The organism is Exobacillus caeni (genome assembly GCF_005747095.1).
Taxonomy (GTDB): Bacteria; Bacillota; Bacilli; order Bacillales; family Guptibacillaceae; genus Exobacillus; species Exobacillus caeni.
Genome location: NZ_SWLG01000004.1, coordinates 59,063 through 81,765, shown reverse-complemented (window position 1 = coordinate 81,765; position 22,703 = coordinate 59,063). Strand labels below are relative to the sequence as shown.

At 40.2% G+C, this 22,703-nt stretch carries 29 protein-coding genes; 14 read left to right on the top strand and 15 right to left on the bottom strand.

Annotation, left to right across the window (positions count from 1 at the left end; translation table 11 throughout):
* Positions 1-49 precede the first annotated feature (49 nt).
* On the bottom strand, positions 50-2,254 hold the full coding sequence (locus tag FCL54_RS05890) for a transglycosylase domain-containing protein (protein ID WP_138124179.1): 2,205 nt from the start codon (positions 2,252-2,254) through the stop codon (positions 50-52).
* Between the two features lie 201 nt (positions 2,255-2,455).
* On the opposite strand from FCL54_RS05890, the gene FCL54_RS05885 reads away from it, so the two are divergent.
* The 5 genes from FCL54_RS05885 to FCL54_RS05865 all read left to right on the top strand — a co-directional run bounded on the left by FCL54_RS05885 (position 2,456) and on the right by FCL54_RS05865 (position 7,556).
* Positions 2,456-2,968, top strand: coding sequence for an antibiotic biosynthesis monooxygenase family protein (locus FCL54_RS05885; RefSeq protein ID WP_138124177.1), 513 nt, complete (start codon positions 2,456-2,458; stop codon positions 2,966-2,968).
* 60 nt (positions 2,969-3,028) lie between these two features.
* A complete protein-coding gene (locus tag FCL54_RS05880; RefSeq protein ID WP_138124175.1) occupies positions 3,029-3,799 on the top strand; it encodes a PRC-barrel domain-containing protein in 771 nt (256 codons plus the stop codon).
* A gap of 258 nt (positions 3,800-4,057) precedes the next feature.
* Positions 4,058-4,939 carry a formate/nitrite transporter family protein gene (locus FCL54_RS05875; RefSeq protein ID WP_138124173.1) on the top strand — a complete coding sequence of 294 codons (882 nt, stop codon included), beginning with the start codon at positions 4,058-4,060 and terminating at the stop codon, positions 4,937-4,939.
* Between the two features lie 141 nt (positions 4,940-5,080).
* Positions 5,081-6,475, top strand: coding sequence for a hypothetical protein (locus FCL54_RS05870; protein WP_138124171.1), 1,395 nt, complete (start codon positions 5,081-5,083; stop codon positions 6,473-6,475).
* A gap of 190 nt (positions 6,476-6,665) precedes the next feature.
* The gene (locus tag FCL54_RS05865; protein ID WP_138124169.1) at positions 6,666-7,556 is read left to right on the top strand and encodes a diacylglycerol/lipid kinase family protein; all 891 of its coding nucleotides are present in this window, start codon (positions 6,666-6,668) and stop codon (positions 7,554-7,556) included.
* A 60-nt stretch (positions 7,557-7,616) separates the two neighbouring features.
* On the opposite strand, the gene FCL54_RS05860 is transcribed toward FCL54_RS05865, so the two are convergent.
* On the bottom strand, positions 7,617-7,964 hold the full coding sequence (locus FCL54_RS05860; protein WP_138124167.1) for a DUF3243 domain-containing protein: 348 nt from the start codon (positions 7,962-7,964) through the stop codon (positions 7,617-7,619).
* A 14-nt stretch (positions 7,965-7,978) separates the two neighbouring features.
* Positions 7,979-8,491, bottom strand: a complete 513-nt coding sequence (locus FCL54_RS05855; RefSeq protein WP_138124165.1) for a type 1 glutamine amidotransferase domain-containing protein — start codon at positions 8,489-8,491, stop codon at positions 7,979-7,981.
* 160 nt (positions 8,492-8,651) lie between these two features.
* Between FCL54_RS05855 and FCL54_RS05850 the strand changes: the two genes are divergently transcribed.
* On the top strand, positions 8,652-9,086 hold the full coding sequence (locus FCL54_RS05850) for a ferritin-like domain-containing protein (RefSeq protein ID WP_138124163.1): 435 nt from the start codon (positions 8,652-8,654) through the stop codon (positions 9,084-9,086).
* Positions 9,087-9,125: 39 nt separating this feature from the next.
* On the opposite strand, the gene FCL54_RS05845 is transcribed toward FCL54_RS05850, so the two are convergent.
* The 4 genes from FCL54_RS05845 to FCL54_RS05830 form a co-directional block, all read right to left on the bottom strand.
* Positions 9,126-9,863 carry an EcsC family protein gene (locus FCL54_RS05845; protein ID WP_138124161.1) on the bottom strand — a complete coding sequence of 246 codons (738 nt, stop codon included), beginning with the start codon at positions 9,861-9,863 and terminating at the stop codon, positions 9,126-9,128.
* A gap of 65 nt (positions 9,864-9,928) precedes the next feature.
* Positions 9,929-11,149 carry an ABC transporter permease gene (locus FCL54_RS05840; RefSeq protein WP_171016703.1) on the bottom strand — a complete coding sequence of 407 codons (1,221 nt, stop codon included), beginning with the start codon at positions 11,147-11,149 and terminating at the stop codon, positions 9,929-9,931.
* Positions 11,149-11,889, bottom strand: coding sequence for an ABC transporter ATP-binding protein (locus tag FCL54_RS05835; RefSeq protein ID WP_138124157.1), 741 nt, complete (start codon positions 11,887-11,889; stop codon positions 11,149-11,151). Before FCL54_RS05835 ends, FCL54_RS05840 begins: the two co-directional genes overlap by 1 nt.
* Before the next feature lie 266 nt (positions 11,890-12,155).
* Positions 12,156-12,647 (bottom strand): PCYCGC motif-containing (lipo)protein, encoded by a 492-nt coding sequence (locus FCL54_RS05830; RefSeq protein WP_138124155.1) that lies wholly within the window; start codon positions 12,645-12,647, stop codon positions 12,156-12,158.
* Positions 12,648-13,414: 767 nt separating this feature from the next.
* Between FCL54_RS05830 and FCL54_RS05825 the strand changes: the two genes are divergently transcribed.
* Together FCL54_RS05825 and FCL54_RS05820 are read left to right on the top strand one after the other, a co-directional pair.
* A complete protein-coding gene (locus FCL54_RS05825) occupies positions 13,415-13,672 on the top strand; it encodes a hypothetical protein (protein WP_246055151.1) in 258 nt (85 codons plus the stop codon).
* A gap of 77 nt (positions 13,673-13,749) precedes the next feature.
* A complete protein-coding gene (locus FCL54_RS05820; RefSeq protein ID WP_138124153.1) occupies positions 13,750-14,181 on the top strand; it encodes an HIT family protein in 432 nt (143 codons plus the stop codon).
* 41 nt (positions 14,182-14,222) lie between these two features.
* Here the strand turns inward: FCL54_RS05820 and FCL54_RS05815 are convergent, their stop codons facing one another.
* A complete protein-coding gene (locus FCL54_RS05815; RefSeq protein ID WP_138124151.1) occupies positions 14,223-15,113 on the bottom strand; it encodes a hypothetical protein in 891 nt (296 codons plus the stop codon).
* Between the two features lie 240 nt (positions 15,114-15,353).
* Here FCL54_RS05815 and serC point away from each other — a divergent pair, with 240 nt between their 5' ends.
* Positions 15,354-16,442 carry a phosphoserine transaminase gene (gene serC, locus FCL54_RS05810; RefSeq protein ID WP_138124149.1) on the top strand — a complete coding sequence of 363 codons (1,089 nt, stop codon included), beginning with the start codon at positions 15,354-15,356 and terminating at the stop codon, positions 16,440-16,442.
* Positions 16,443-16,673: 231 nt separating this feature from the next.
* Complete coding sequence (locus FCL54_RS05805) at positions 16,674-17,186, top strand: tryptophan transporter (RefSeq protein ID WP_138124147.1); 513 nt, start codon at positions 16,674-16,676, stop codon at positions 17,184-17,186.
* A 58-nt stretch (positions 17,187-17,244) separates the two neighbouring features.
* On the opposite strand, the gene FCL54_RS05800 is transcribed toward FCL54_RS05805, so the two are convergent.
* Both FCL54_RS05800 and FCL54_RS05795 read right to left on the bottom strand, forming a co-directional pair.
* Complete coding sequence (locus FCL54_RS05800) at positions 17,245-17,652, bottom strand: YkvA family protein (protein WP_171016702.1); 408 nt, start codon at positions 17,650-17,652, stop codon at positions 17,245-17,247.
* 108 nt (positions 17,653-17,760) lie between these two features.
* Positions 17,761-17,955: a hypothetical protein gene (locus tag FCL54_RS05795; protein ID WP_138124143.1), complete on the bottom strand. Its 195-nt coding sequence runs from the start codon at positions 17,953-17,955 to the stop codon at positions 17,761-17,763.
* 205 nt (positions 17,956-18,160) lie between these two features.
* Between FCL54_RS05795 and FCL54_RS05790 the strand changes: the two genes are divergently transcribed.
* Entirely contained in the window at positions 18,161-18,529 is a 369-nt protein-coding gene (locus tag FCL54_RS05790) for a YtxH domain-containing protein (protein ID WP_171016701.1), read from the top strand.
* 62 nt (positions 18,530-18,591) lie between these two features.
* On the opposite strand, the gene FCL54_RS05785 is transcribed toward FCL54_RS05790, so the two are convergent.
* Entirely contained in the window at positions 18,592-18,954 is a 363-nt protein-coding gene (locus tag FCL54_RS05785) for a DUF1878 family protein (protein WP_138124139.1), read from the bottom strand.
* A 233-nt stretch (positions 18,955-19,187) separates the two neighbouring features.
* Here FCL54_RS05785 and FCL54_RS05780 point away from each other — a divergent pair, with 233 nt between their 5' ends.
* Positions 19,188-19,733 carry a DUF3267 domain-containing protein gene (locus tag FCL54_RS05780; RefSeq protein ID WP_138124137.1) on the top strand — a complete coding sequence of 182 codons (546 nt, stop codon included), beginning with the start codon at positions 19,188-19,190 and terminating at the stop codon, positions 19,731-19,733.
* A gap of 138 nt (positions 19,734-19,871) precedes the next feature.
* On the opposite strand, the gene FCL54_RS05775 is transcribed toward FCL54_RS05780, so the two are convergent.
* Positions 19,872-20,465 (bottom strand): YpmS family protein, encoded by a 594-nt coding sequence (locus FCL54_RS05775; RefSeq protein WP_138124135.1) that lies wholly within the window; start codon positions 20,463-20,465, stop codon positions 19,872-19,874.
* A 129-nt stretch (positions 20,466-20,594) separates the two neighbouring features.
* Here FCL54_RS05775 and FCL54_RS24340 point away from each other — a divergent pair, with 129 nt between their 5' ends.
* Positions 20,595-20,783 (top strand): hypothetical protein, encoded by a 189-nt coding sequence (locus FCL54_RS24340; protein ID WP_425467104.1) that lies wholly within the window; start codon positions 20,595-20,597, stop codon positions 20,781-20,783.
* A gap of 86 nt (positions 20,784-20,869) precedes the next feature.
* Here FCL54_RS24340 and FCL54_RS05765 read toward each other — a convergent pair whose 3' ends face one another.
* Positions 20,870-20,962: a YjcZ family sporulation protein gene (locus tag FCL54_RS05765; RefSeq protein ID WP_066174249.1), complete on the bottom strand. Its 93-nt coding sequence runs from the start codon at positions 20,960-20,962 to the stop codon at positions 20,870-20,872.
* An 84-nt stretch (positions 20,963-21,046) separates the two neighbouring features.
* The gene (locus tag FCL54_RS05760; RefSeq protein WP_138124133.1) at positions 21,047-21,136 is read right to left on the bottom strand and encodes a YjcZ family sporulation protein; all 90 of its coding nucleotides are present in this window, start codon (positions 21,134-21,136) and stop codon (positions 21,047-21,049) included.
* Between the two features lie 253 nt (positions 21,137-21,389).
* Between FCL54_RS05760 and FCL54_RS05755 the strand changes: the two genes are divergently transcribed.
* Positions 21,390-22,307, top strand: coding sequence for a peptidylprolyl isomerase (locus tag FCL54_RS05755; RefSeq protein ID WP_138124131.1), 918 nt, complete (start codon positions 21,390-21,392; stop codon positions 22,305-22,307).
* 50 nt (positions 22,308-22,357) lie between these two features.
* Here the strand turns inward: FCL54_RS05755 and FCL54_RS24335 are convergent, their stop codons facing one another.
* Positions 22,358-22,654, bottom strand: a complete 297-nt coding sequence (locus FCL54_RS24335; RefSeq protein ID WP_246055150.1) for a sporulation YhaL family protein — start codon at positions 22,652-22,654, stop codon at positions 22,358-22,360.
* Between the last annotated feature and the right edge of the window lie 49 nt (positions 22,655-22,703).

The window sequence follows — 22,703 nt, the reverse complement described above, 5'->3', positions numbered from 1 at the left end:
ATACCATACTGCGAAGAATCAAGCATGTGATAAAAATCACTCATTACTATTATTCTGCTTTATGCTTTGGTTTGTTTTTCTTGCCCTTTTCCTCTTTCTTCTTCCCGCTTTTGTTAAATTTATCGATAAACCTTGTTCCGATTTCATTTGACGATTCCCCCTCCTGTTCCGTTTGTGGATTATAAGGAACAACATAGTAAGAAATCGTTTCAAAGATCGGCAGGGAATTCACTTCATATTCTCCAGTTCCTGTTACCCGGTCAATTTTTTCAGCTTTTCCGTCTTTTACTTCATATATATCATATTGAAGCCTTTCATCTTCAGACGGCGTCCAGGTCAGCTTAACAGCTGGCAAGCCGTAGTGAAAAGTGAATGCAGATGAAAGGTCATCTATCTTAACTAAATGAATCGGTTTATCAAGGTCCTTTACTCCAGAGGGCTTTTTAAACGCTGCCTGTTTCCTTTCTGGCATCTGATTAAGAATGTCTTTAAACAATTTTGTCGGATAAGAACTTCCTCCGGTTAAATAATGGGAATCATCCGTACGATCGTATCCCATCCATAATGACCCGACAGCATTCGGGGTATACCCGACGAACCACGCATCCCTTGCTCCGCCTTTTACCTTTTCATAAGAAGTGGTGCCTGTTTTGCCGGCAAGAGGACGATCGGTATGGCCCTGTTTACCGGTTCCATCAGTCACAACCGATTCAAGCATTTTGGTCATATACCATGCAGTTTGTTTCGAGAACACTTTCTTCTCTTTCCCTTTCGCTTCTCCTATCAACTTTCCTTCCTGGTTATAGATCCTGGAAATAAAATGTGGTTCAATAACCTTCCCTTCTTCAGCGAACGCACGGTAAGCCTTCATCATTTCCATTGGAGAAACTCCTTCATCAATTCCCCCGAGCGCTACTTTAAGGTCGTTATCTTTAATTTTCAAGCCAGCTTTATCAAGATACTTCTTTGATTCTGAAATCTTGAGCTCATTTAAGAGCCAAACAGCCGGCGCATTCACGGAATGGACCAGAGCATCATACATCGACATTTCACCCTGATACGTTTGATTATAGTTTGAAGGACTGTAACCGTTGTAATCTGTCTTTTCATCTTTTAATAAAGAATATGGATCATATTCCCCTGATTCCAACGCCGGTCCGTATACTGCCAGCGGTTTGAAGGTTGAACCCGGCTGTCTTTTCGTATTCACATGGTTCAGCCCTCTCCTGACATAGTTTCTTCCGCCCTGTACTGCCAGTACGCCTCCGGATTCGGAATCCATAAGTACAAACGCACCCTCAGGAAGTTCTTCGTTGCTGCTTCCAGGAAAATACTGTGCTTCCTGGAATAATTTATATGCGGCCTTTTGAGTTCTTTCTTCCATCGGTATAACGATTTTATAACCGCCTCGCAAAACTTCTTCGTTAGAAAGATGGTATTTTTTTGCCGCTTCTTCCAGCACCATGTCGATATACGTTAAATATGCCGGGTCTTTTCCGATATCCGCCACATTGAGTGCTACTGTCTTGCCCTGAAGACGAACTGTTTCCTCGGCAGATAAATAACCCTGTTTTTCCATTAAAGACAGAACAAGATTTCTTCTTTCCTTGCTTTTGTCCATATGGTCGATCGGTGAATATGACCCGGGGGCTTTAGGAAGCGCCGCAAGCAAAGCTCCTTCTTCCACAGTTAAATCTTCCACATCTTTATTAAAAAACAAATGGGAAGCCGCCTGAATACCATATGCTCCATGGCCAAAATAAATTTGGTTCAAATACATCTCTAAGATTTTCTTTTTGCTGTAGTTACGTTCTAAATTTAATGAGATGATTGCTTCCTTAGTTTTTCGTAAGAATGTTTTGTCATGTGAAAGAAAAACATTTTTTGCAAGTTGCTGCGTAATTGTGCTTCCGCCTTCCACTTTGCTTCCTGCAAGTACATCTTTATAAAGCGCTCTAGTAATCGCCTGGAAATCCAGGCCCGGATGGTTATAAAACCGGCTGTCTTCCGTAGCAATAAAAGCTTGCTGTACCTCTTCCGGAACCTCTTTAATCGAAACGATTTCCCTGTTTTGCGCATATAACTTAGTCACTAATTTTCCATCTGTATCAACAAGTGAAGTCGCTGAATCCATCACTAGTTTTTTTTCATCTATAACATAATCACCTGCGAAAATAATGATAAGATATCCAATCAACCCAATAATAAATGTTGCGACTAACAGGAGTATTCCAATGGAAAGTTTTCGAATCATAGTGTAAACAACTCCTTTTTTGCTCTAATGGGCTTGTCTTATCGTACATCATATATGACATTTTTTATAGTTTTTTTCTGTATTCTCATCGTTTAGCATTTTCCAAAAAAGGGTAAAGTATAAAAGTATTTTTGCCTATCATATATGCCACTATACGAACAAACTATCAATCTAAAAATTCACTAAGAGGAGGCGCGCGAGATGAACGTTTATTTAGCTTTTGGAACAGGTGCTTATTTACAAAAGATGAAAGAACAACATTCCGACCTGAAAAAACTTTTCCTTCTGTTTAGCAGCGGCAGTTCGGTCCTTTTACATGAAACCGAAGCGAAGAGCTTCTTCAGCACCGGCAAAGCCTTTGAAGTGATCGACGCAGCTGGTGGCTATGAGGATGCCGGTTTTGCGGTAATGAACAACATACCGGTACAGCGCGACGAACGAGCAGTGTTTGAAAGCCGTTTCAAAGAAAGAGCCGGTCTGGTTGAAAAGGAACCCGGCTGCAAAGGAATTCGCATACTCAGGCCAAAAGACGACGATACCTATGTTGTTCTCACTCTCTGGAAAAAAAAGAAAGACTTTGAGAACTGGCAAGAGTCAGACTCCTATAAAGAAGCACACAAAAACAGAAATACATCGAATGGACTCCCTTCCACTGTGTTTTCAGGGAAACCATATATCAGAACCTATTTTATCAGTGATGACGAGGAAGTTTAGCAGCAAATTAGCACGGGAACATACTAAATAACTTCTCTTAGAAAAAGGAGGCTATATTAAATGCTACTGAGCGAAAAAGAGCTTCACGGTTTTTCTATCGACACAACGGACGATGAACTTGGAGAGGCAAAAGAATTTTATTTTGATGATAAGGATTGGACTGTCAGATATGCTGTGATCGATACTCACAAGTGGCTTCCTGGAAAGAAAGTACTTATTTCCCCTTATTCAATCGAAAAGATTCGAAGGGAAGAACAAAAGCTACATGTTGATCTTTCAACAGACCAGGTAAAAAACAGCCCTGAAATCGATACAGAGCAGCCCGTTTCCCGCCAGCATGAAGGCGAATTAAATAATTACTATGGCTGGCCATATTACTGGGCGGGCACAGGATTATGGGGCGCTACGGCTTATCCAAGGCCAGCACCTGCTGCAGAAGCATTCGACAGGGACGAGCGTTCTCCAGATGAAGAGGAAGAGATTCGTGAACGCCAGGATACACACCTTCGAAGTACGAAAGAGGTTTCGGAGTATCATATTGAAGCAACCGATGATGAGTTCGGCCATGTCGATGACTTCATTATTGATGATGAATCATGGAAGATCCGCTATCTTGTTATCGACACGAAGAATTGGTGGTTTGGCAAGAAAGTGCTAGTTTCGCCAGAATGGATCACAGATATCAACTGGGATCAAAGAGTCATAAAGGTGGATCTTGATGAAGAAACGATCAAAAATGGCCCTGAATACAATCCAAACCAGCCGTTATCACGCCGTTTTGAAGAAGATGTACATGAGCATTATGGCAAACAAAAATATTGGGAAATTTAATCGAACAAGTTAAGGAGGCGCCATACGCGCCTCCTTTATTTCTGACATCTTTTTAATTGGATTTTTTTAAAGTGACATAATCCTCGGCGATTTCCCAGGAAATAGAACAAATAGACAGCATTGTTGTTCTTCTCTTAGATTATGCGTTTTTCAGTGGATTTCCCTTTGAAGAGAATTTTGGAACGGTTTGGAATATCATTTTGTTTACAGATTCACCAGAGGGGAATAAGCTTATAAACAATCCGAGGAGAAAAAAGCATGAAAAATACGTTTCGTAATAAAAGCAGCAATAATCAAAAACAAAAAGCAAACTATCCAGAAAGAAAATTTTTCCTTCCTGCTCAAATCGTGGAGTCATTTATTGTGAAAGGAGAATCACACGTTAACCGTCCGATGCCAAGGCAGTTCATCCTGTCCATCAATGCAGGAGCCTTTGTTGCGTTCGGTGCGATCTTGTCAGTACTTTTATCAATGGGAGTTTCTTCAACAGGGGTACATAACCTGCTTGCAGGAATAGGCTTTGCAAGCGGGTATGCAATCGTATTTATATCAGGCGCCATTCTTTTTACAGAAGTAAACGTTTTGTTGCCAGCTTATCTTCTTCAAAAGAAGTTTTGGATACCCCGTGGAATACTTCAGTTCTGGGGAGCATGTTATGTTGGCAACGTTCTGGGGGCACTTGCTGTCGCTTTTCTCGTTGTCGCTTCTGGCTCCCTTTCACCTGAATTTTTCCAGGAGTTAAATGTGTTTATCAGACACAAGATGCAATTTATGGAAAATGGGACGATAGGTTGGTTTCAAATCTTACTATCAGGTATCGTTGCGAACTGGTTGATCGGAATGGCCGCTTTTCTGGCAACTGCAGCAAGGGATTTAACCGGAAAAGTATTAGGTACCGCGCTTCCAGTCATTATATTTGTAGCAGGGAACTTTCAACACAGTGTCGCGAACATGGGATACTTCAGTACAGCTTTAGTGGCTGGTGCTGAATATACTTGGTCCGAGTTCTTAATATATAACCTGCTCCCAGCAAGTATCGGAAACCTCTTTGGAGGCGGACTTCTTGTGGCACTGACTTTCTCTTATGCCTATAAGGAAGAGATAAATAAAAACAATGTTCCGAAAGAAGAAGCGGAATAACAGAGAAAAGGCTCCTGAGGGGGCTTTTCTTTTTGCTCCCCCATCCTCATCAAAAACTTCATCCCTGGCTACCTCACCAAAAATCCTTCCATGCATATTCTGTATTACTTACAGACGCCCAAAATAAATGGAGGGATTCACATGGGCATTGAGTTGACTGCAATACACTTTGTCTACCTGCTTTTTATCGTTCTGATCATAGGTGTGATGTTGTTTCGAAGAGATACCACATTAGTATGTATCATCGGTATTTTCATTTTAAGTTTGCTTGCAACCCATTCATTAAGCGGAAGTGTCAGCGGGATATTTAATAGCTTTATTTACGCGATAAAAGAACTTCTAAGTATTATTCTGGTCATTTCTATTATCGTCTCCATGAGTAAAATCCTTACAAGGACCGGAATAAATGATGTCATGGTAAGTCCGTTCACAAGGCTAATACGGTCTCCAGGTCTCGCCTTTTGGACAATCGGGCTCTTGATGATGGTAATATCATTATTCTTCTGGCCATCACCTGCTGTAGCTTTAATGGGCGCAGTTCTTCTCCCTGTTGCCATTAGAGCCGGGTTGCCAGCTTTAGGAGTCGCAATGGCAATGAATCTTTTTGGGCACGGGATCGCCCTATCCGGCGATTATATTATTCAAGGCGCCCCCAAATTAACCGGGGATGCTGCTGGCCTCGCTGTTTCTGAAGTGATGAAAGCAAGCGTTCCTCTTGTCATTGTTATGGGTATCGTTACCACCGTTATCGCCTTCTGGTTTTTAAAGCGTGATATGAAAAAAGGTATTTTAACTGCCGGGAAAGTGGACGTATCTGAAGCTACTGACAAAGAACACAATCCTCGCTTACTTTCAAGGCGTTCAAAAGTTTTCCTTGCCCTTCTTATTCCGCTTCTGTTTGCGATTGATGTAGCAGCAATGTTCTTCTTAAACCTTCAGGGGGGAGATGCAACCGCCTTAATCGGTGGCACGTCAATCTTTATTTTAGTGCTAACCGCCATGATGGGTTACGGAAGCAAGGGGATGGAGAAAACCACCTCCTATTTAATAGAAGGTTTTCAATTTGGCTTTAAAATATTTGGTCCTGTTATCCCGATCGCAGCCTTCTTCTATCTCGGTGATTCCGGGTTTACAAGCGTATTCGGAGAGGTTCTTCCAAAAGGTTCGCTTGGAATCGTAAACGATCTTGGTGTCGGCCTTTCTCAGGTAGTGCCGCTAAACAAAGAAATCAGCGCGGTTACCTTGACCCTGGTTGGTGCAGTAACAGGACTGGACGGATCCGGGTTCTCCGGCATATCACTCGCAGGCTCAATTGCGAAATTGTTCGCAACTGCCATAGGCACAGGCCTCGCAACCTTAACTGCCCTTGGACAGCTTGCAGCAATATGGGTTGGAGGAGGGACACTCGTTCCATGGGCACTGATTCCAGCAGCTGCAATCTGTGGAGTCGATCCCTTTGAACTTGCAAGAAGAAATCTCTTGCCTGTCACGATCGGGTTAATTGTAACGACTATTTTTGCGATGTTTTTGCTCTAAACAGAAATAAAAAAGGACCAGGATTGGCTGAAGGCGGACTTTCCCTACCGTCAAGCCAATCCTGTTTTCATTTTACTTACTTTAGCCGATAGAAACTCTCACCTTCTATTGCAAATAAAAAAACAAATAAAAAAGTGTATGGTTACAGCAAACGGGGAAAATAAAAAAAGATAAGAAAGGAGAAATCCGGGTGAAAAAAACAGCTATTATATTTAATCCACATGCAGGAAATAAAAAGCTCACAGAATATATTGATGTAATCCAACAAATACTGCTTTCTGCCTATTCATCCGTAACCATCTACCGCACTGCCCGGACCGGTGACGGAGCAGCCCTTGTAAGAAAACTCATTTCAGAAGTTGATGTTATTATAGGAGCAGGAGGAGACGGAACAATCTACGAATTGATCAATGAACTTTGCAAACATGATACAAGACCGGTATTTTCCATAATACCAGGCGGAACATGCAATGATTTTTCAAGGGCGATAGGAATGTCACAAGATCCTCTGGAAGCTGCGAAGCAAATCGCGGATGGAAGAGAAGAGATTATTGATGTTGGACAAACAGACCAACAATATTTTTTAAATTTCTGGGGCATCGGCATGATCACCAGGGTCTCTGAAAATATAAACCCGGATACTAAGGACCTTCTCGGCAGGCTTTCCTACTATATCAGTACAGTACAAACGATAAACAACAAGGAATCCTTTCAATTAAAAGTTGAATCGGAAGAAAATTCATATGAAGGCGAAGCCGTGATGATGCTCGTTGGCAACGGTCCTTTTACAGGTGGAGTAAGGGCGTTTTTCCCGAAAATCAGTTTGCAGGACGGCATGTTGGATGTTTTCATCTTAAAAGAAGCTTCTCTAGAAACATTCCTTACCATGCTTCACTCAAAAGTAAGCAAGAAGGCACCTGAATGCAAAGATATTATTTATTTTCAGGCAAAGTCCCTATCAATCGACTGTATACCTGAACAATCAATAGATTGTGACGGTGAACGAGAATATGTTACTCCTTCTTCAGTTAATATTGCACCTTCATACTTAACCTTTATTGTTGGTGATTTCCCTGAATAAGAAGATGATGAAATCATAAAAAGCCGCTGAATTAGCGGCTTTCATCCCTACTTTTCTTCATTACTTTTCTTCATTTAATGCCATTCGAACGAGGAGATGCGCAAGCTGGTGCTGCTGCTCAGCATTACCAGCATTCCAGAGTTCCTGCAAAAGTTTTTCTTCTCTGTTCTTCGGTTCTTCGTTTGCTGCAAGATAGTCAGCTACTTTTTCTGCCACTTTAGCAAGTTTCTCTTCATCAAGCCCAAGCTTTTCGCCAACTTCCACTTTTTCGCTTAGATACTTCTTAAAAGCTTGAAAATTTTCCAGGATCTCATTCTTTCGTTCATCACTCATCCGATCGATTGTATCATCCACTTTATTTTCTTTTATCCCTTTTTCTTTATTGATTAAATGCTTCTCCTCGTTCATAAAGTTTTCCTCCTTTATTTTAAAACGCTTAAGGACTTTTTAATGAATGCAGGTATATCATCAGGGTTACGGCTGCTTATTAACTGATCTCTACAGGAGACCACTTCCCTGTCAAAAACTACTGCCCCGGTGTATTCCAGGTCACGTTGAATCGATTTATATCCCGTTATTCTTCTGCCCGGTAATACCCCTGCTGTTATAAGCAGCTGCGGTCCGTGGCAAATAACAAGCATTTTTTTATTTAAATAATCACTTTCTTTTACGAAAGAAACGAACCTATCGTCTGCCCGAAGCTGGTCTGGAGAAAATCCGCCAGGGATAAATACAGCATCAAATTCTTCTGGTTTCACTTCATCAATTGCTTTATCAGAAGTAACTGTTGCCTGTCCCTGTTTCCCTTTTATTTCTTTATTTGCTTTATCACTTATAACTGTTAGATCATGACCCTCTTCTTTAAATTGCTTTGCTGGATCAGTATATTCTACATCTTCAAACATATCTGTTAATAAAACTGCAATTTTGCTCATTCCCTTTCAACCTCCTTAAAATGGTTTCCACATTTTTCATTCCCCTTTTTCTGTCCCATAAACATATACAATTACATTTGGACGGTTTACGATTCAGTGAAAAGGGAAATGATTTGTTGTGTAGAAAAATAAATTTAGTAGGAAAGGACGGTTTTCCTTAATGGAACAAAATATGAAAGAACTTATCGATGGTTTGAACGAAGACCTTGCAAATGAGTATGCGGCCACAATCATGTACACAAATTATGCTGCAGTCGTATCTGGATTGTATCGCCAGACATTAAAGCCGTTTTTCGAAAGTGAAATCGCAGACGAACAGGGGCATGCTCTGTATCTGGCTGAGAAAATTAAGACACTTGGCGGGACACCTACGACTGCTCCAGCTGAAGTAAAACAGCTTACTGATGTTAAGGAGATGCTCGAAGAAGTACACCGAGCTGAAAAAGACACGATTGAACGTTATGAAAAGCGTAAGAAACAGGCTGATGAGCTTGGTTTAACTGAGCTGGTAGTAACCATTGAAGATATGATCACAGATGAAACAGGACATATGGAAGAAACCGCGCGCATTCTAAGCGATCCGAGATTTCAATAAACAGACGAAAGCAACCCTGGGAGGGTTGCTTTTTTCTGTTTATTTATGATGCTCAATTATTCTCCTTCGGTAGGCATTCATTGCTGTTTCTCCAAGGGCATCAAGGAAATGGTAGTTCACATACGCTCCTACCAGGGCTCCAAAACCGGGGATCATCTGGAGCATTTTAGGAAGATCGATGTAGTCCCGGTATTCCATTTGAAACGCCTTCCAATCGATATCCCGCTCGTAATCTTCTTTTGATGGCAGTTTGTAAGCTTCTTCTTCCCACTTCATCACTTTTTGATATATTTCTATTCTCTTCTCGTCCCTCGAGAAAGTTAATTGAAACAAATGAAGGATGTAGAGCCTCTCTTTAAACTCTTTTACATTAAAGCCATAAACGCTTGCTACATCAAACAAAAACTTCATTTTAATCCCTAACAATAGGGGAAAATCAGCTATGCCCAGCAGAATTCCCCCGGCTCCTGTACCCGCTCCTTCAACCATTGCCAATTTTTTATAGTAGTTTATTTTATCCAGGACAAACCGGTCCCGCTCCTCTAGTGGCATCCCTTCTATCGGCTGTCGTTTTGTCGTATAAGCCGATCCGATAATAGCAGCCTGCACCATATTTTTTATGCTGGTTGTCAAAAATTGATGGACCCGCTCCGGGATCATTTGATTTACTCTTGATTGGACTCCCTTCGCATAACGGTTTAACAAGGGGGATTTTCTAGTCATTTTTTTATTCCAGGCAAGCAGTTCCCGATCCACTTTTTCCATATACGCATCCATCTGCCTCTTCCTCCGCAATAAGATTGGCATTCATACTTATTAAACGAATGAAGGGGAAAAAGGTTTCAATCTTCCATTCTCTCTCTATTGTTAACCAGTAAAAACCCGTAAACATAACTTATAAATAGACCTATGAAAAGTGCAAGGAAAGATGTAACCAGTTCCTTTTGCGAAATCAAGTTTGTGATCGCAAGCACTACTGATTGAATCGCAAGCAACAAAAAGATTACTTTTGAGAAAGCGTTTGATGTGTCTTCTCTTAAAGGATACAGCCTTAGCCAGATATTCCCCCAGTAATGGAGCTTAAGCGTGGAAAGCTGTACACCCGTTAAGTAAACAATAAGCCCAAGGCCTATCAAAATGCCGTACAAGCCGGGAATGACAAGCATCAAAACGATTCCTACTACAGTTAACCGAATATAGATTCCCCAATAATCGTTGGCCCTTGCAAATGCCTTCCAATAAAGAAACTCATGAACAGAACTACTGCCCCTCAACATTACTTCTAGTGCCTTTGAAACAACCGGACGAGGCTTTACACTTTGTTGAAGCTTCGGAACATCTGTAAACAAATTTGCAAAACGGTAGAACTTCATGCTTTGTTCCTGATCCATCTTAATGAGTTGCTGCCACTTCAGCGGGTGGTTTTTTTGAACAGGGTTAAAGTAAAAATACATCAACAAAATCATTCCTATTCCAGGAATCAACAAATACAGAATAGGTGCCTGTTTCAACAAAAGGTATACCATCACAAAGGAAGCCATTATTCTGATGCTCACATACCAGAATGGGGCATTCCAGTCAGGCAGGTGCGTTTCTGACCATTTTCCCCATAAGTTCCAGCCCTTTACTAAAATCAACAAGATGATAATAACCGGATAAGAAAGCCATCCGCCTTCAACCTGATCGTGATATAAAGGCCCAAATACAACCATGAGCAATACGATGATAAACGCCTGAAACAGAATGCTGTAGACCAGGGAATATCGAAAATAAGCATTCATGCGATATTCCATCGGCAGTAAAAACACCAGGTCCGCTTCTTTTAAAAAAGTACGGATCGGGCTTTTGACAAGGAAAAACGTAAGCACAACGCTCATCAGCAAAATGCCAGGAAAGTTTTCAGGTAGCGCTTTTAAGATCTTGCTGTAATAATATGATCCAAAAATAACCGTAAAGATAACTGCGAATAACAGCCCGCTGTTTCCGATTAATCTCAAGTAACGCACCGCTTCATTCCAGAAGGTACTGGCTCGTTGTTTCCAGAGTGTGTTTTCTTCCGTCATCATATTTCTCCTCTGGTTGCCAGAATATAGATTTCATCAAGCGTAGCATCCGGCCTATTTATCCGGCTTCTCATTTCATTCATTGTGCCTTCCAGGACGACTTTTCCATCATGCAAAATAACAAAACGGTCACAATAACGCTCAGCAGTTGAAAGGATATGGGTAGACATCAAGATTCCCGCGCCCTGTTCTTTTAAGTTAACGATCATTTCTAAAAATGATTGAATCCCAATTGGGTCTAATCCCACAAAAGGTTCATCCACAATATAAAGAGGGGGTTCAATTAAGAATGCACACATGATCATTACCTTTTGGCGCATCCCTTTTGAAAACTGGGAAGGGAACCAATCTCTCATCTTCTCCATTCTAAATTCTTTTAACAATAAGCCTGATCTTTTATCAAGGTCCGCTTCTTTCACTCCGTAAGCCATCGCAGTCACTTGCATATGCTCCCATAAAGTTAACTCATCATACAGCATCGGCGTTTCCGGAATGAACGCAAGATTCTTTCGGTAATCTTCCCTGTTCTCATGGAATCCTTTTCCGTCTATTTTCACCTGGCCTTTCATTGGCTCGAGTAAACCAAGGACATGTTTGATCGTCGTACTTTTCCCCGCCCCGTTCAGTCCGATCAAACCCACGATCTCGCCTCTGTTTACGTTAAACGAGACGTCGTGAAGCACCGGACGATTGGGATTATATCCACCTGTAAGTCCTTCTATTTCAAGCAAGTTTTTCATATGTATACCTCGCATCTTCACTTTTTTGGATTACATGCTTTCATTGTAACGAATCCCAGGGATTTTTCAAAAGTACCGACTTTATCCAGCGCTTTAATCGTGATACATCTCTGATCAAATAACGTAATTGGCGGCCGATAGCTCGGTGAAGTTGGCTACATGTCCAAAATGGAGGAATATGCATTATACCAATACAACCATCAAAAAAGGCATGCAAAAACTAGTTTTGCACGCCTGATAGTAAAATTTAGCTCCTGGTTGAGAGACTAAGCTTCCGGCATAGGAGTCGGAGTTGGTTTAGCATAATCACTGTTGTTATACTTGCTGTCTATTGAATCACGGATCTCTTTAAGTGACTTTCCATCCTTAGACATTTGCATGGATGAAGCAGCTATTTCGAGGCAAACGCCACATCTTGTTCCATGGTCGTCCCAGACGATCCCGCCATCTTCTTTGTTTTCATGAACGAAGCAATCATAATTGTCACGGTGGCCAGCAGACTCTCCACACCCACAGTAGCATGGGACAGATTCAAGGACTTGCTTGTAATGAGGGGCAAGCTCATAGATCACTTGAATAGTCTCATCTTTTTCATTCAAAAAATCCGGCGATGTACTGGCATCAGCAGTCAATTCACGAAGATCTCCGTTATCTGCACGATGTGTAACTTGCTCTTCCTGGCTTTCTTCATTCCCGCAGCCACTCGCAAAAGCAACAAGTATCATAACTAAACTCACGATATAAATTTTATATTTCATCGCTTACCTCCAAAGGACGTTATTATGTAGCCATCATACTATGAAATGGTATACAGTTCCATTGCTATGGAGGTTTTTTCACCACCCTCCAAACTATCGTCACAATCCGTTCAAAAAGTTAGCTATGTGTGAATAGAAAGAAAGCAACTTCCCTATACTAATCTTTGAAGAGAGGAGACTTTTGGAATAGGTTACATGGTTATGTCCGGGAGATAATTCTGATGGAAACGTAAGGTTTTGCAGAAACTCTTAATGAAAGAGGTGTCTCCGAAAGAGAATTAACCGAAGTACCCATATAAATTCCGTCCCTTCTCTCCACTCTTCATGGCCCTATCCCCCCGATGGGGCCTTTTTATTTTGCTTTTATAAATTTAGTTCTTTTTTGCATAATTTGTTGCTTTATAAGCTTCATATTTGAGATAGACGGCGACGTAACGGATTGATGACCGCTGCGGAAATACACTACGCTTTCTGCGGGCTCGCGCTGAGCCTCCTCACTCGCCAAAACCGCCTGTCTGGTTACGGCTCACAGAGACTAGTGGATTTCCCTCACCTCCTTGCGATAAGGCAACATCGACTCTCTTTTGTTCGTCGTGTTTTCTTTATCTCCATACGGCTCAGTCCAATCCATACGTCCCTGGGCGTTCGCCTCCACCTTGCTACACTGCGGGGTCTCAACGTCTTCGCTGTCCCGCAGGATAAGGAAGGCTATGGCAGCAAGACATCGCACGAAGAAAATATGATGTTAATTTTCGAGGAATCTGCGTGTGTTTCCTCCGCTAAGCTGTGCTTCGTCGTTCTCTTTCTTGAAAAAACATCAATTGATTGTAGAGGAGGGCAGTCGACTCCTGCGGGAAAAGCAACAGCTGAAGATCCCGCAGGAAGCGGTTTTTGCTGACGAGGAAGCTGAAGCGTTGCCCGCGGAAAGCGAACTGCCCGGAGTGGAAATCAATGCTGCAATTGCGTCGCAGTTTATCGCTTTTAAGCCAACACAACAATCCTTTAGAAAACATCCTTACATATAAACTCTCTCCTTAAAGCTTTCTGTCTTTTTTATGTTACTATGAGAGAAATACCATATAAGCGAAAGGAATGATTAGATTTGACAACACATGCCGATTGTATTTTTTGCAAGATCATTCACGGTGAAATTCCCACAGCAAAGGTTTATGAAAACGAAGATATCCTTGCTTTTCTTGATATTAGCCAGGTCACAGAAGGACATACTCTTGTCATTCCAAAAGAACACCAGAAAGATATTTATGAACTGTCTCCTGAAGTGGCCTCAAAGCTTTTCAGGCATGTTCCGGATATTGCGAATGCTATCAAGAAACAATATAACCCGGAAGGAATGAACCTGCTGAATAACAATGAAGAAATCGCAGGGCAATCTGTATTTCACTACCATGTTCATCTCATTCCACGCTATGGCCAGGACGATGGATACGGGGCAGTGTGGAGAACCCATCAGGACCAGTATTCAAATGAAGATCTAAAAAAAATTGCCGATGGGATACGTTCACACCTTGAATAAGCAAAAAACGAAGGATAGCCTCCGGGCCATCCTTCGTTTTATTAATCACTAAAACTTCTTTTCATTTTCTGTACGGTATCTATCGAAGAAATCACTTCCCAATCCGGATGGTCGAATGTCTCATTGAATTGTTCTAAAAAATTCCCTATCCGCTGATGGAAAGTCGGTTTCCACCTGATGTTATGGATAAACTCCTCCCGGTGCCCTTCAAAAGCAACAAGGCCCTTTAAATCGTTCAACATATCCGCTTGCCATCTGGATGGTAGTGACGAACGGCCGGGAATATCTTTAAAACGGTAATAAGTGCCGTCTTTTTTATAGGCATGTGGATAATAATAGGCATATACCTTTTCGAAAACTTCGCCGTTAGCTAACTTTATTTTCCCTTTATTATGTTCCCTGAGTACATAGCTTCCTTCTGTTCGGTTAAGCAAGTCCAACTGCTCCCGTTCAACGAATGTAACCCACACCTCTGTTTCTGCCCCTTCTATCGGTGCGATCACTGCCGGAAGTGCTCCGTATGGAGAAAGGAACGACCCATACACTACATCCGTGTCCGTGATGGTTGCCCGGTAAAATATTACCAGATCACTCATATCAGGATTCAAACTGAACTTATATTGCAATTGCGCGAGGCAAACATTTGAACCGTATGCGAGCACCGGAATGCGGTCTCCTATCGATTCGACAGATTGCCTTTTCAAAAACTCCCTCACTGAAATTTCATCATGGGAAGCAAACGCAAGCGTACCTAGCATGTCTTCCGCATTCGAATAGTGCAAAATCAGATCTTCAGCCTTCGTTCCTTGCTCTTCAATAATTCTGTGAGCTTTTCCTTTATGGTATATGAACGAAGACGACGGTCTTGGTCCCGGATAAATATCCGGGTGATCATATGGACCCACATCTGCCGGTTTATTCTCCCTGTACATAAGAACCCCCCTGTTCCGCTTCTCTCTGAATAAGGATATCAAAATCAATTATTTTTTCCTACCGAGAAAGTCTTTTACTTATTATTTTTAACAAAAAACGAGTAGCATTCAATCCCTTTCCCTTCTTTTTATGAATTTTGAAAAATATCTAGAAATTATTTGTTCATTAATGATAGGATGGTAAAAAATCAAAAAATATACCTTTACAAACTTTTGGTAAATAAAAGGAGTGCAAGGAACATGGAAAGAAGGCATATTTTTAATGCAGGACCTTCAGCTTTGCCCTTTGAGGTTCTGGACAAAGCACAATCCGAATTGATTAGTTACCAACAGGCAGGAATGTCAGTCATGGAGTTTAGCCACCGGAGCAAAGAATATAAAAGCATTCACACAGAAGCGCAAAATCTACTTCGAGAGCTGCTCGAAATACCCGATGAATATGAAGTCTTGTTTTTGCAGGGCGGGGCAAGTCTTCAATTTTCGATGGTGCCGATGAATTTTCTTGGAAATAAACAGGTCGGAAATTATGTCGTTACCGGAAGCTGGTCTGAAAAAGCATACAAGGAAGCACAAAAGATAGGTGCCGCTTCCATTGCCGCCTCAACAAAGGAAAGTAATTTTGACCATATTCCTGATTTAAGCGAATTACGCTACAGTGACAATGATGCTTACCTGCACCTTACCTCTAACAATACGATTCACGGAACACAATGGCGCAATTTTCCTGCAAATCAAAACCAGACACTTATTGCTGATATGTCTAGCGACATCCTTAGCCGAGTAATACCTGTCCAGAATTTTTCGCTGATTTATGCAGGCGCACAAAAAAACCTCGGACCTGCCGGGGTTACCGTAGTAATTCTAAAAAATGATATTTTAGAGCGGATTCCTGAAGGATTGCCTACAATGCTTGATTATAAGACCCATGTTCAAAAGAAGTCTCTTTATAATACACCTCCCGCGTTTGCCATTTACATGCTGTCACTCGTGTTAAAATGGACAAAAGAAAACGGCGGTATAGAAAACTTTGAAGCAGAGAACAAGAAAAAGTCCACGATGCTTTATGAAACGATTGATAACAGCAATGGCTTTTATAACGGGCACGCCAAAAAAGACAGCCGTTCCAGAATGAATGTTACCTTTACTCTGCCAACGGAAGAACTAACTCAATTATTTTTAGAAGAAGCCACAGAAGAAGGCTTTGTTGGGCTTAAAGGACACCGATCCCTCGGTGGATGCCGTGCCTCGATCTATAATGCAGTGCCGCTTGATTCCGTGGAAGCTTTATGTGAGTTTATGTCCCAGTTTCATCAAAAGCATAACCTGTAAAAATTTGCCTTTATTTTAAAACCGATGCTTCTATTCCTCGGTGCATCGGTTTTAACGCCTCTTATTCTCTTAAATGCTCGCCAACCGGCGAGTTTTTCTTTATGTATTTAATACTTTTCTTTAGGTTCGTTTCCTGTTAAAATAAATTTAATATTTCTTTTGCAGCGGGCATAGAGGGCACCGTTGGAAAGAAATATTAAATTAGCTGAGTTGAGAAGAGGAGAGATTAAGGTGAAAACAAAAAATTTAGTAATGATGGCTATGCTGCTTGGTATCGGAACAGTTTTGCATGCGGTGATTCCTGGTTTTCTTTCAGGAATGAAATTTGATTTGCTGCTTACGATGATGTTTCTTGGCATTATTCTTTTCCCGGATGTAAAAAGCGTTGCTGTTCTTGGTCTTGCTACAGGAGTTATTTCAGCTGCGACAACCTCGTTCCCAGGAGGCCAGCTTGCGAACTTCATTGATAAGCCAGTGACTGCATTTATCTTTTTTGGCCTTTATCTGTTAATGAAAAAGACGAATAAGCCATTGTTGTCCAACAGCATCCTAACCGCGATCGGAACGGTGTGCAGCGGAACAGTGTTTCTAACCGTAGCACTGGTGCTCACTGGCCTTCCAGTACCGTTTACTGTATTGTTCCTGACAATCGTGTTGCCGACAGCAGCTGTAAACGCAATAGCCATGTTTTTGATTTACCCAATCATACAAACAGCATTAAAGCGAACCAGTTTTGCTTATTAAGATGAAAAGCCTCGCCTATAACGGCGGGCTTTTTTGTTGCTCTCTTTTCATCATCATGTTATTCCTTATTGGTCCCCTGTTCCCATTCTAAAAACTTACTTATCTCTTTATGCAACTGACTTGTGACAAAACCGATTACTGCTGCGTCATCAATATAGCCAAAGCCAACCAAAACATCAGGGATAGCATCTGTAGGTATCACGAAGTACAATAATGCGGCAATGATCATGACCACAGATTTTTGGGAAATATCACGATAGGCTCCGGTTCTATATGCTTTTAATAACCTTAAAATTGACTTTGCTTCAAACAATACTCCGCTTATTCCTTTTCTCGGTTCCCTTTTTCTAATTTTCAAATTTGTTTCCTTTAGCAATTGGTCTGTTTTGGCATTGTCTTTTTTCATTTTATCAGCGGTTGGTTTCATTTTTTCAAAAACTTTCATCACTCTATTTTGAAGCGGCAAACATAACACCTCTTTCTGTTATAAAGTCCCTCATAGTTATTAATTACCCTCAAACACAGGATTATTTAACATAAAAAAAACACCCGATCGACACGAGTGTTAAAACAGCTAAAAAAATAACGCCATTCCAATCCCTATAAGCAGGCAAACAAACCCCATCATTCCGAAAAGGTAAGCGCTATTCTTTTTTCTAATAATGGAAGCTGTATGAAACGAGTATTTCTTCACAAGCAACAATCTGCTGACCATGCTTATTACCAATAAAAGCCCGATACATATTATGCCGAATATCACTCCTGCCATTCTGATACCTCCTATCTATATAAACATCCGTCCTCTGGCCATAATAAACAGTGTATCTCCCCTTATTAGAGGGTATGAGTGATATATACAAATCATTCCGACCTTCCTGTGTGGGTAAATTTCTTATAACAGAGAAGGAGTTTCCCAATATAAACGAGAATGTATTTATTAAATTTCAACTTCTTTTCAGAAAGGATGATACATTTTGGCAAAAGCAAAATCTTATCTAGTTGGCTTTGCAATCGGCAGCATCGTAACAGCTGCTTCTGTTTTGCTTACCACTCCTAAGTCAGGAAGAGACCTTCGAACAGATGCGAAGCTGAAAGGGCAAGAATTGAAAGAATCGATCCAAAGGCTGAAACAAGATATCAATGATGTAAAAGAGCAAATTAAAGAAGTGTCTGCTGAAGGAAAGAAAACAATCAAAGAGGTATCCACTGATTTAAAAAATGCCATTGCATCCTACCGAAAAGACATCGAACCAAATGTCGGAAAGCTAGAATCGGATGTAAAAGAAATGCAGCAAACGATTAATTCTGTTAAAAAGGAAATCAAAAGCCCTGCTTCGTCTTGAAGCAAGGCTTTTCTTACGTGTAGGATTAAAAGTAGTATTCAGCAAAAGCACACTCTTCCTCGTTAGTTCATAAACTTCGAGGTAGAAACATCCGCTGGAATTATAGCCGCTAACTTTTTCATTAGCTCCGGGAAGATACCTTGTTCATACAACGATTCAACCGTCTCTTTCGGTGCTAATTTTACGTTTAGCATTCCAACAAAGTGAATAAGTAATGTTGTGTGGGAGACCAATCCTTCTTCGAGCTGTTTTTTAAAGCGCTGATTTACTTCTTCGCATAAATCCAGCACCTCATTCATCTCATCCTCTGTTAATCCTTTCTCTATAACTAATCGATAAAAAGGAACTTTTTCCATGGTATGCATCTTTGCTAACAGTCTTTGATGAAATTCAATCCTTTCTAACCGTTTAGTAATAGAATCCATTCTATTATTCTCCTTAATAGATAACTTGCTTTCTTTATATTGTAACGGAGAATTCCTTTAAAAGGAAATGAATTTTACAAGCTTTAAACATTCAAATTTTGACTATTTTTGTCAAAATTTTTTCTTTGTAAAATTCTCGATAACGTATTGATTTCTCTCTAAAAACACAGTAAAGTATACGAGTGTTCAAAATAAACGTAACAATCATCTTATGAATAAAGCAGGTGAGAATCATGAGTTGTTGGAAATCAATTGACTTATTTAAAGAATACGGTGTTCAACGCATCTTTTTATTTTCGTTCATCGTAACCATGCTATGTTTTATAAGTCTATATCTATTTTTTAGTGTTCTACAGCCTAATACAAAGCATGTTATTGTTCCTTTCTTCCCATTTCTAGGTTCAATAGTCTTGCTGTTATTTGTTCATAAAGTTCTACATTGTTTGCCTTTGTGGCTCAGCGGCATTAAAACTACCGTTCGGATCGAAAATATCACCCGGAAGCTTCCGATTGTCCGTTGTGAAATTGAAAGACCGGTTTCCAGAGCCCTTTACTTGATCGCTGTGTTGTCTCCAGCTATTTCGATTACTGTTACAGCATCCTTGCTATCAGCGCTTTTTCCAGCTTACATGGCGTTCTTTGCAATACTGTCATCGATCAATATCGGATTAAGCTGCATCGATCTCATCTATGCTATACAAGTATTAAGAGCTCCAAGACACGCCTTTGTTGAAGACCATAGTGAAGGATTCCATATCCTTGTTAAACAGGCTTCTTAATATACGTTTGAATATATAATATACTAACTGAAAGATTTCAAATAAAAGTGCACTGGAATTTCCAGTGCACTTTTATTTTTAAGAGAATTGAATTATAACGAAATGTACGTCATAATAACTATAGTATTAATAGATTTATTAATCTAATGGATAGTAAGCATCAAATATAATCTTATTTTTTTTCAGGTTAAATTCTTTTGCCATTAATCGCATGCCGTTTTTTAACTCCAGGTTGCTTACGGCAATATGAATCGTACCTTTATCCGGATCTATCGTGATCTCCTCCGGAAGAGAAGATCTTTTCTTTAAGAATCCTAAAACCTTATCACTTGGCAGTTCCAGAAGCCCGAATTGAAAGGATTCTTCCCTTAGGATAAGATCGCCGTTCGGCAGCACCTCTGGTTCAAATTTTAAGAAAAAATCAATTTTGCGGTTAAAGATGGTGACAAACCCTTGAAAGCTCGCAAGCTCATCTAGCCGAACACGATAATCTATATTTTCCTGCTTATCGCTGTATTTGTCCAGCTCATTATTCAACACACTAGTGAGCTTGTCTTTATCCATCAGGATAGAAAACGTCGGGCTTCCCGTAGCAGGCTGCCTAAGTTCCCGCTGCTTCTCCGGGATGTTACTTTCCGGAAAGTAGTAGTTATACATTCCTACCAAAGATAGTATAACCAGCACATTAATGCCTAGAAGGGCAAAAAAAGCTATTTTCCATTTTTTAGCCATAGTAAGGACCAATCCTTTCTTACAAAGAAGTTCACACTTCTTATCTATTTATACAATGATTTTAAAGTTCAAACAACTAATCATTGTCAAAATTCATCATAAATTGAAATTTTACCGGGAGGTTTTACAATGACATTTATTGGCCTCGTATTTGTCTTATTTGCAAGTTTTAGTTTATTAACCTTTAATTCGATGACAAATGCTTTATGTCTGCAAAAAAATATACCTGAAGAAAAACAGTCAAAAGTTTTTCGTACTATTAATGTGTTAATCACGATTCTGCTAATTTCATCATATGTAGAAATATTGTTCACTTAAATTCTTTCTTATTTTACCATTAAAAGCAAAAAGATAGGAAACAAACAAAGGATGAGGAAAATCCCTCATCCTGTTTTCATTCTATCTTAGTATACCCATGCTGCGCCAACAATGATTAAAAGGATAAACAGCACAACAATTAAGGCAAAACCTCCACCATATCCATATCCTCCACTCACAGTAACACCTCCCCCGGAGTTGTTACCCTATCCTATGCATAACATTTGGGAAAGGACTGGGCGTTCGTCCTGTTTTTTCTTTTATTAATAAACGTAAGCAGCTCCAACAATAATCAGAAGGATAAACAACACGACAATCAAAGTAAATCCACTTCCAAAACCATATGCACTCATTTTTCATCCTCCTTTATGTCGGTTTACTTTATGTTATCCCGCCTGTATGGAAACTGTTTAGACATTTTCCTCATAAAACGGTAAAATAGGCTAATGCATATGACTAAAGTCTTCCATCTATTTGAAAAGAAAAATATGTAATTTTTCTCATATTTTCCCCTAAATTTAACTTTAGCCTACTTTGTGTGCTATAGTAATATTTGTGCGAAGCTCGTACATGAAATGAATTTAATTCACTAGGAGTGTGTACTGGATGAAAAAGTTTGCTCTTGTATTAACAACATCACTTGCTTTATTTTCTGTTACGGCTTGTAGCGATGACAACAACGCTGCTGACAGTAAAGATAAAGAAGTTATTGTAGAAACAGATGCTGGCAATGTAACGAAGGAAGAGTTTTATAACGCTATGAAGGATCAATATGGCGAAGCAGTTCTTCGTGACCTTGTTTCCACTAAAGTACTTGAAGATAAATATGAAGTATCTGATAAAGAAGTAGAAAAAGAGCTCGATAAAATCAAAGAAAACTTCGAATCCGACGAACAGTTGGAACAAGCACTGCAAGCAAACGGATATAAAGACCTCGATCAGTTCAAAAAAGATCTTCGCAAGCAGCTTCTTGGAAAAAAAGCGGCTACAGCGAATGTGGATGTAACGGATAAGAAACTAAAAGAGTACTACGAAAAGAATAAAGACCAATTTACAGAGCTAAAAGCGAGCCATATCCTTGTTGATGATGAAAAAACAGCAAAAGAAGTCAAGGCAAAACTAGATAAAGGCGAAGACTTTGCAGCTCTTGCAAAAGAATATTCAAAAGACGGCACTGCTGAAAAAGGCGGAGACCTTGGAACGTTTAAAAAAGGCGACATGGTTCCTGAATTCGAAGAAGCTGCCTTCAAGCTTAAAGAAGGTGAAGTCAGTGATATAGTCCAATCTCAATTCGGCTATCATATCATTAAGCTAAAAGAAAAGAACGTAAAATCGTTTGATGAAGCAAAAGACGAAGTGAAAGAAGCTTATCTTGCAGAAAACGCTAAACCTGTACAGGAAGTAATCGATGATTTGATCAAAAAAGCTGACATCAAAATTAAAGATGACCAGTTCAAGGACATGTTTAAGAAAGAGGAAACTCCAGCTCCAGCAGAAGAAAATGCTGACCAGGGCGGGCAATAAAGATAAGGAAGTAAATAAGTGAAAAAACCGCGGTTAATCCCGCGGTTTTTCTATTCCCCTGCTGCTTTTGTTTTATGTCTTCGCTTCTTCTCATCTTCCATCCGTTCAATAAAAACTTTTCCTTCTTCTTCTATAAAATTTTGGTCTACCTTTCGATCTTCAATCGTTAAAGTGGCCACCTTATACCCGCTGTAAACGATCCCTGCCAGTACAAAGTAGATCCACCATGGCACAGACGCCAACGTACTTAACATTCCAGAAAGTAAATCTGATAATTGGATAAGACTAAAAATAACCAGTACACTAAGCAATAATATCCAGCGCTTCAACTCTTTCTCCTCCTTCATAGAACGGTCTCCTTACGATAGAAGGCCTGTCTGCTATCAATCTATGAAA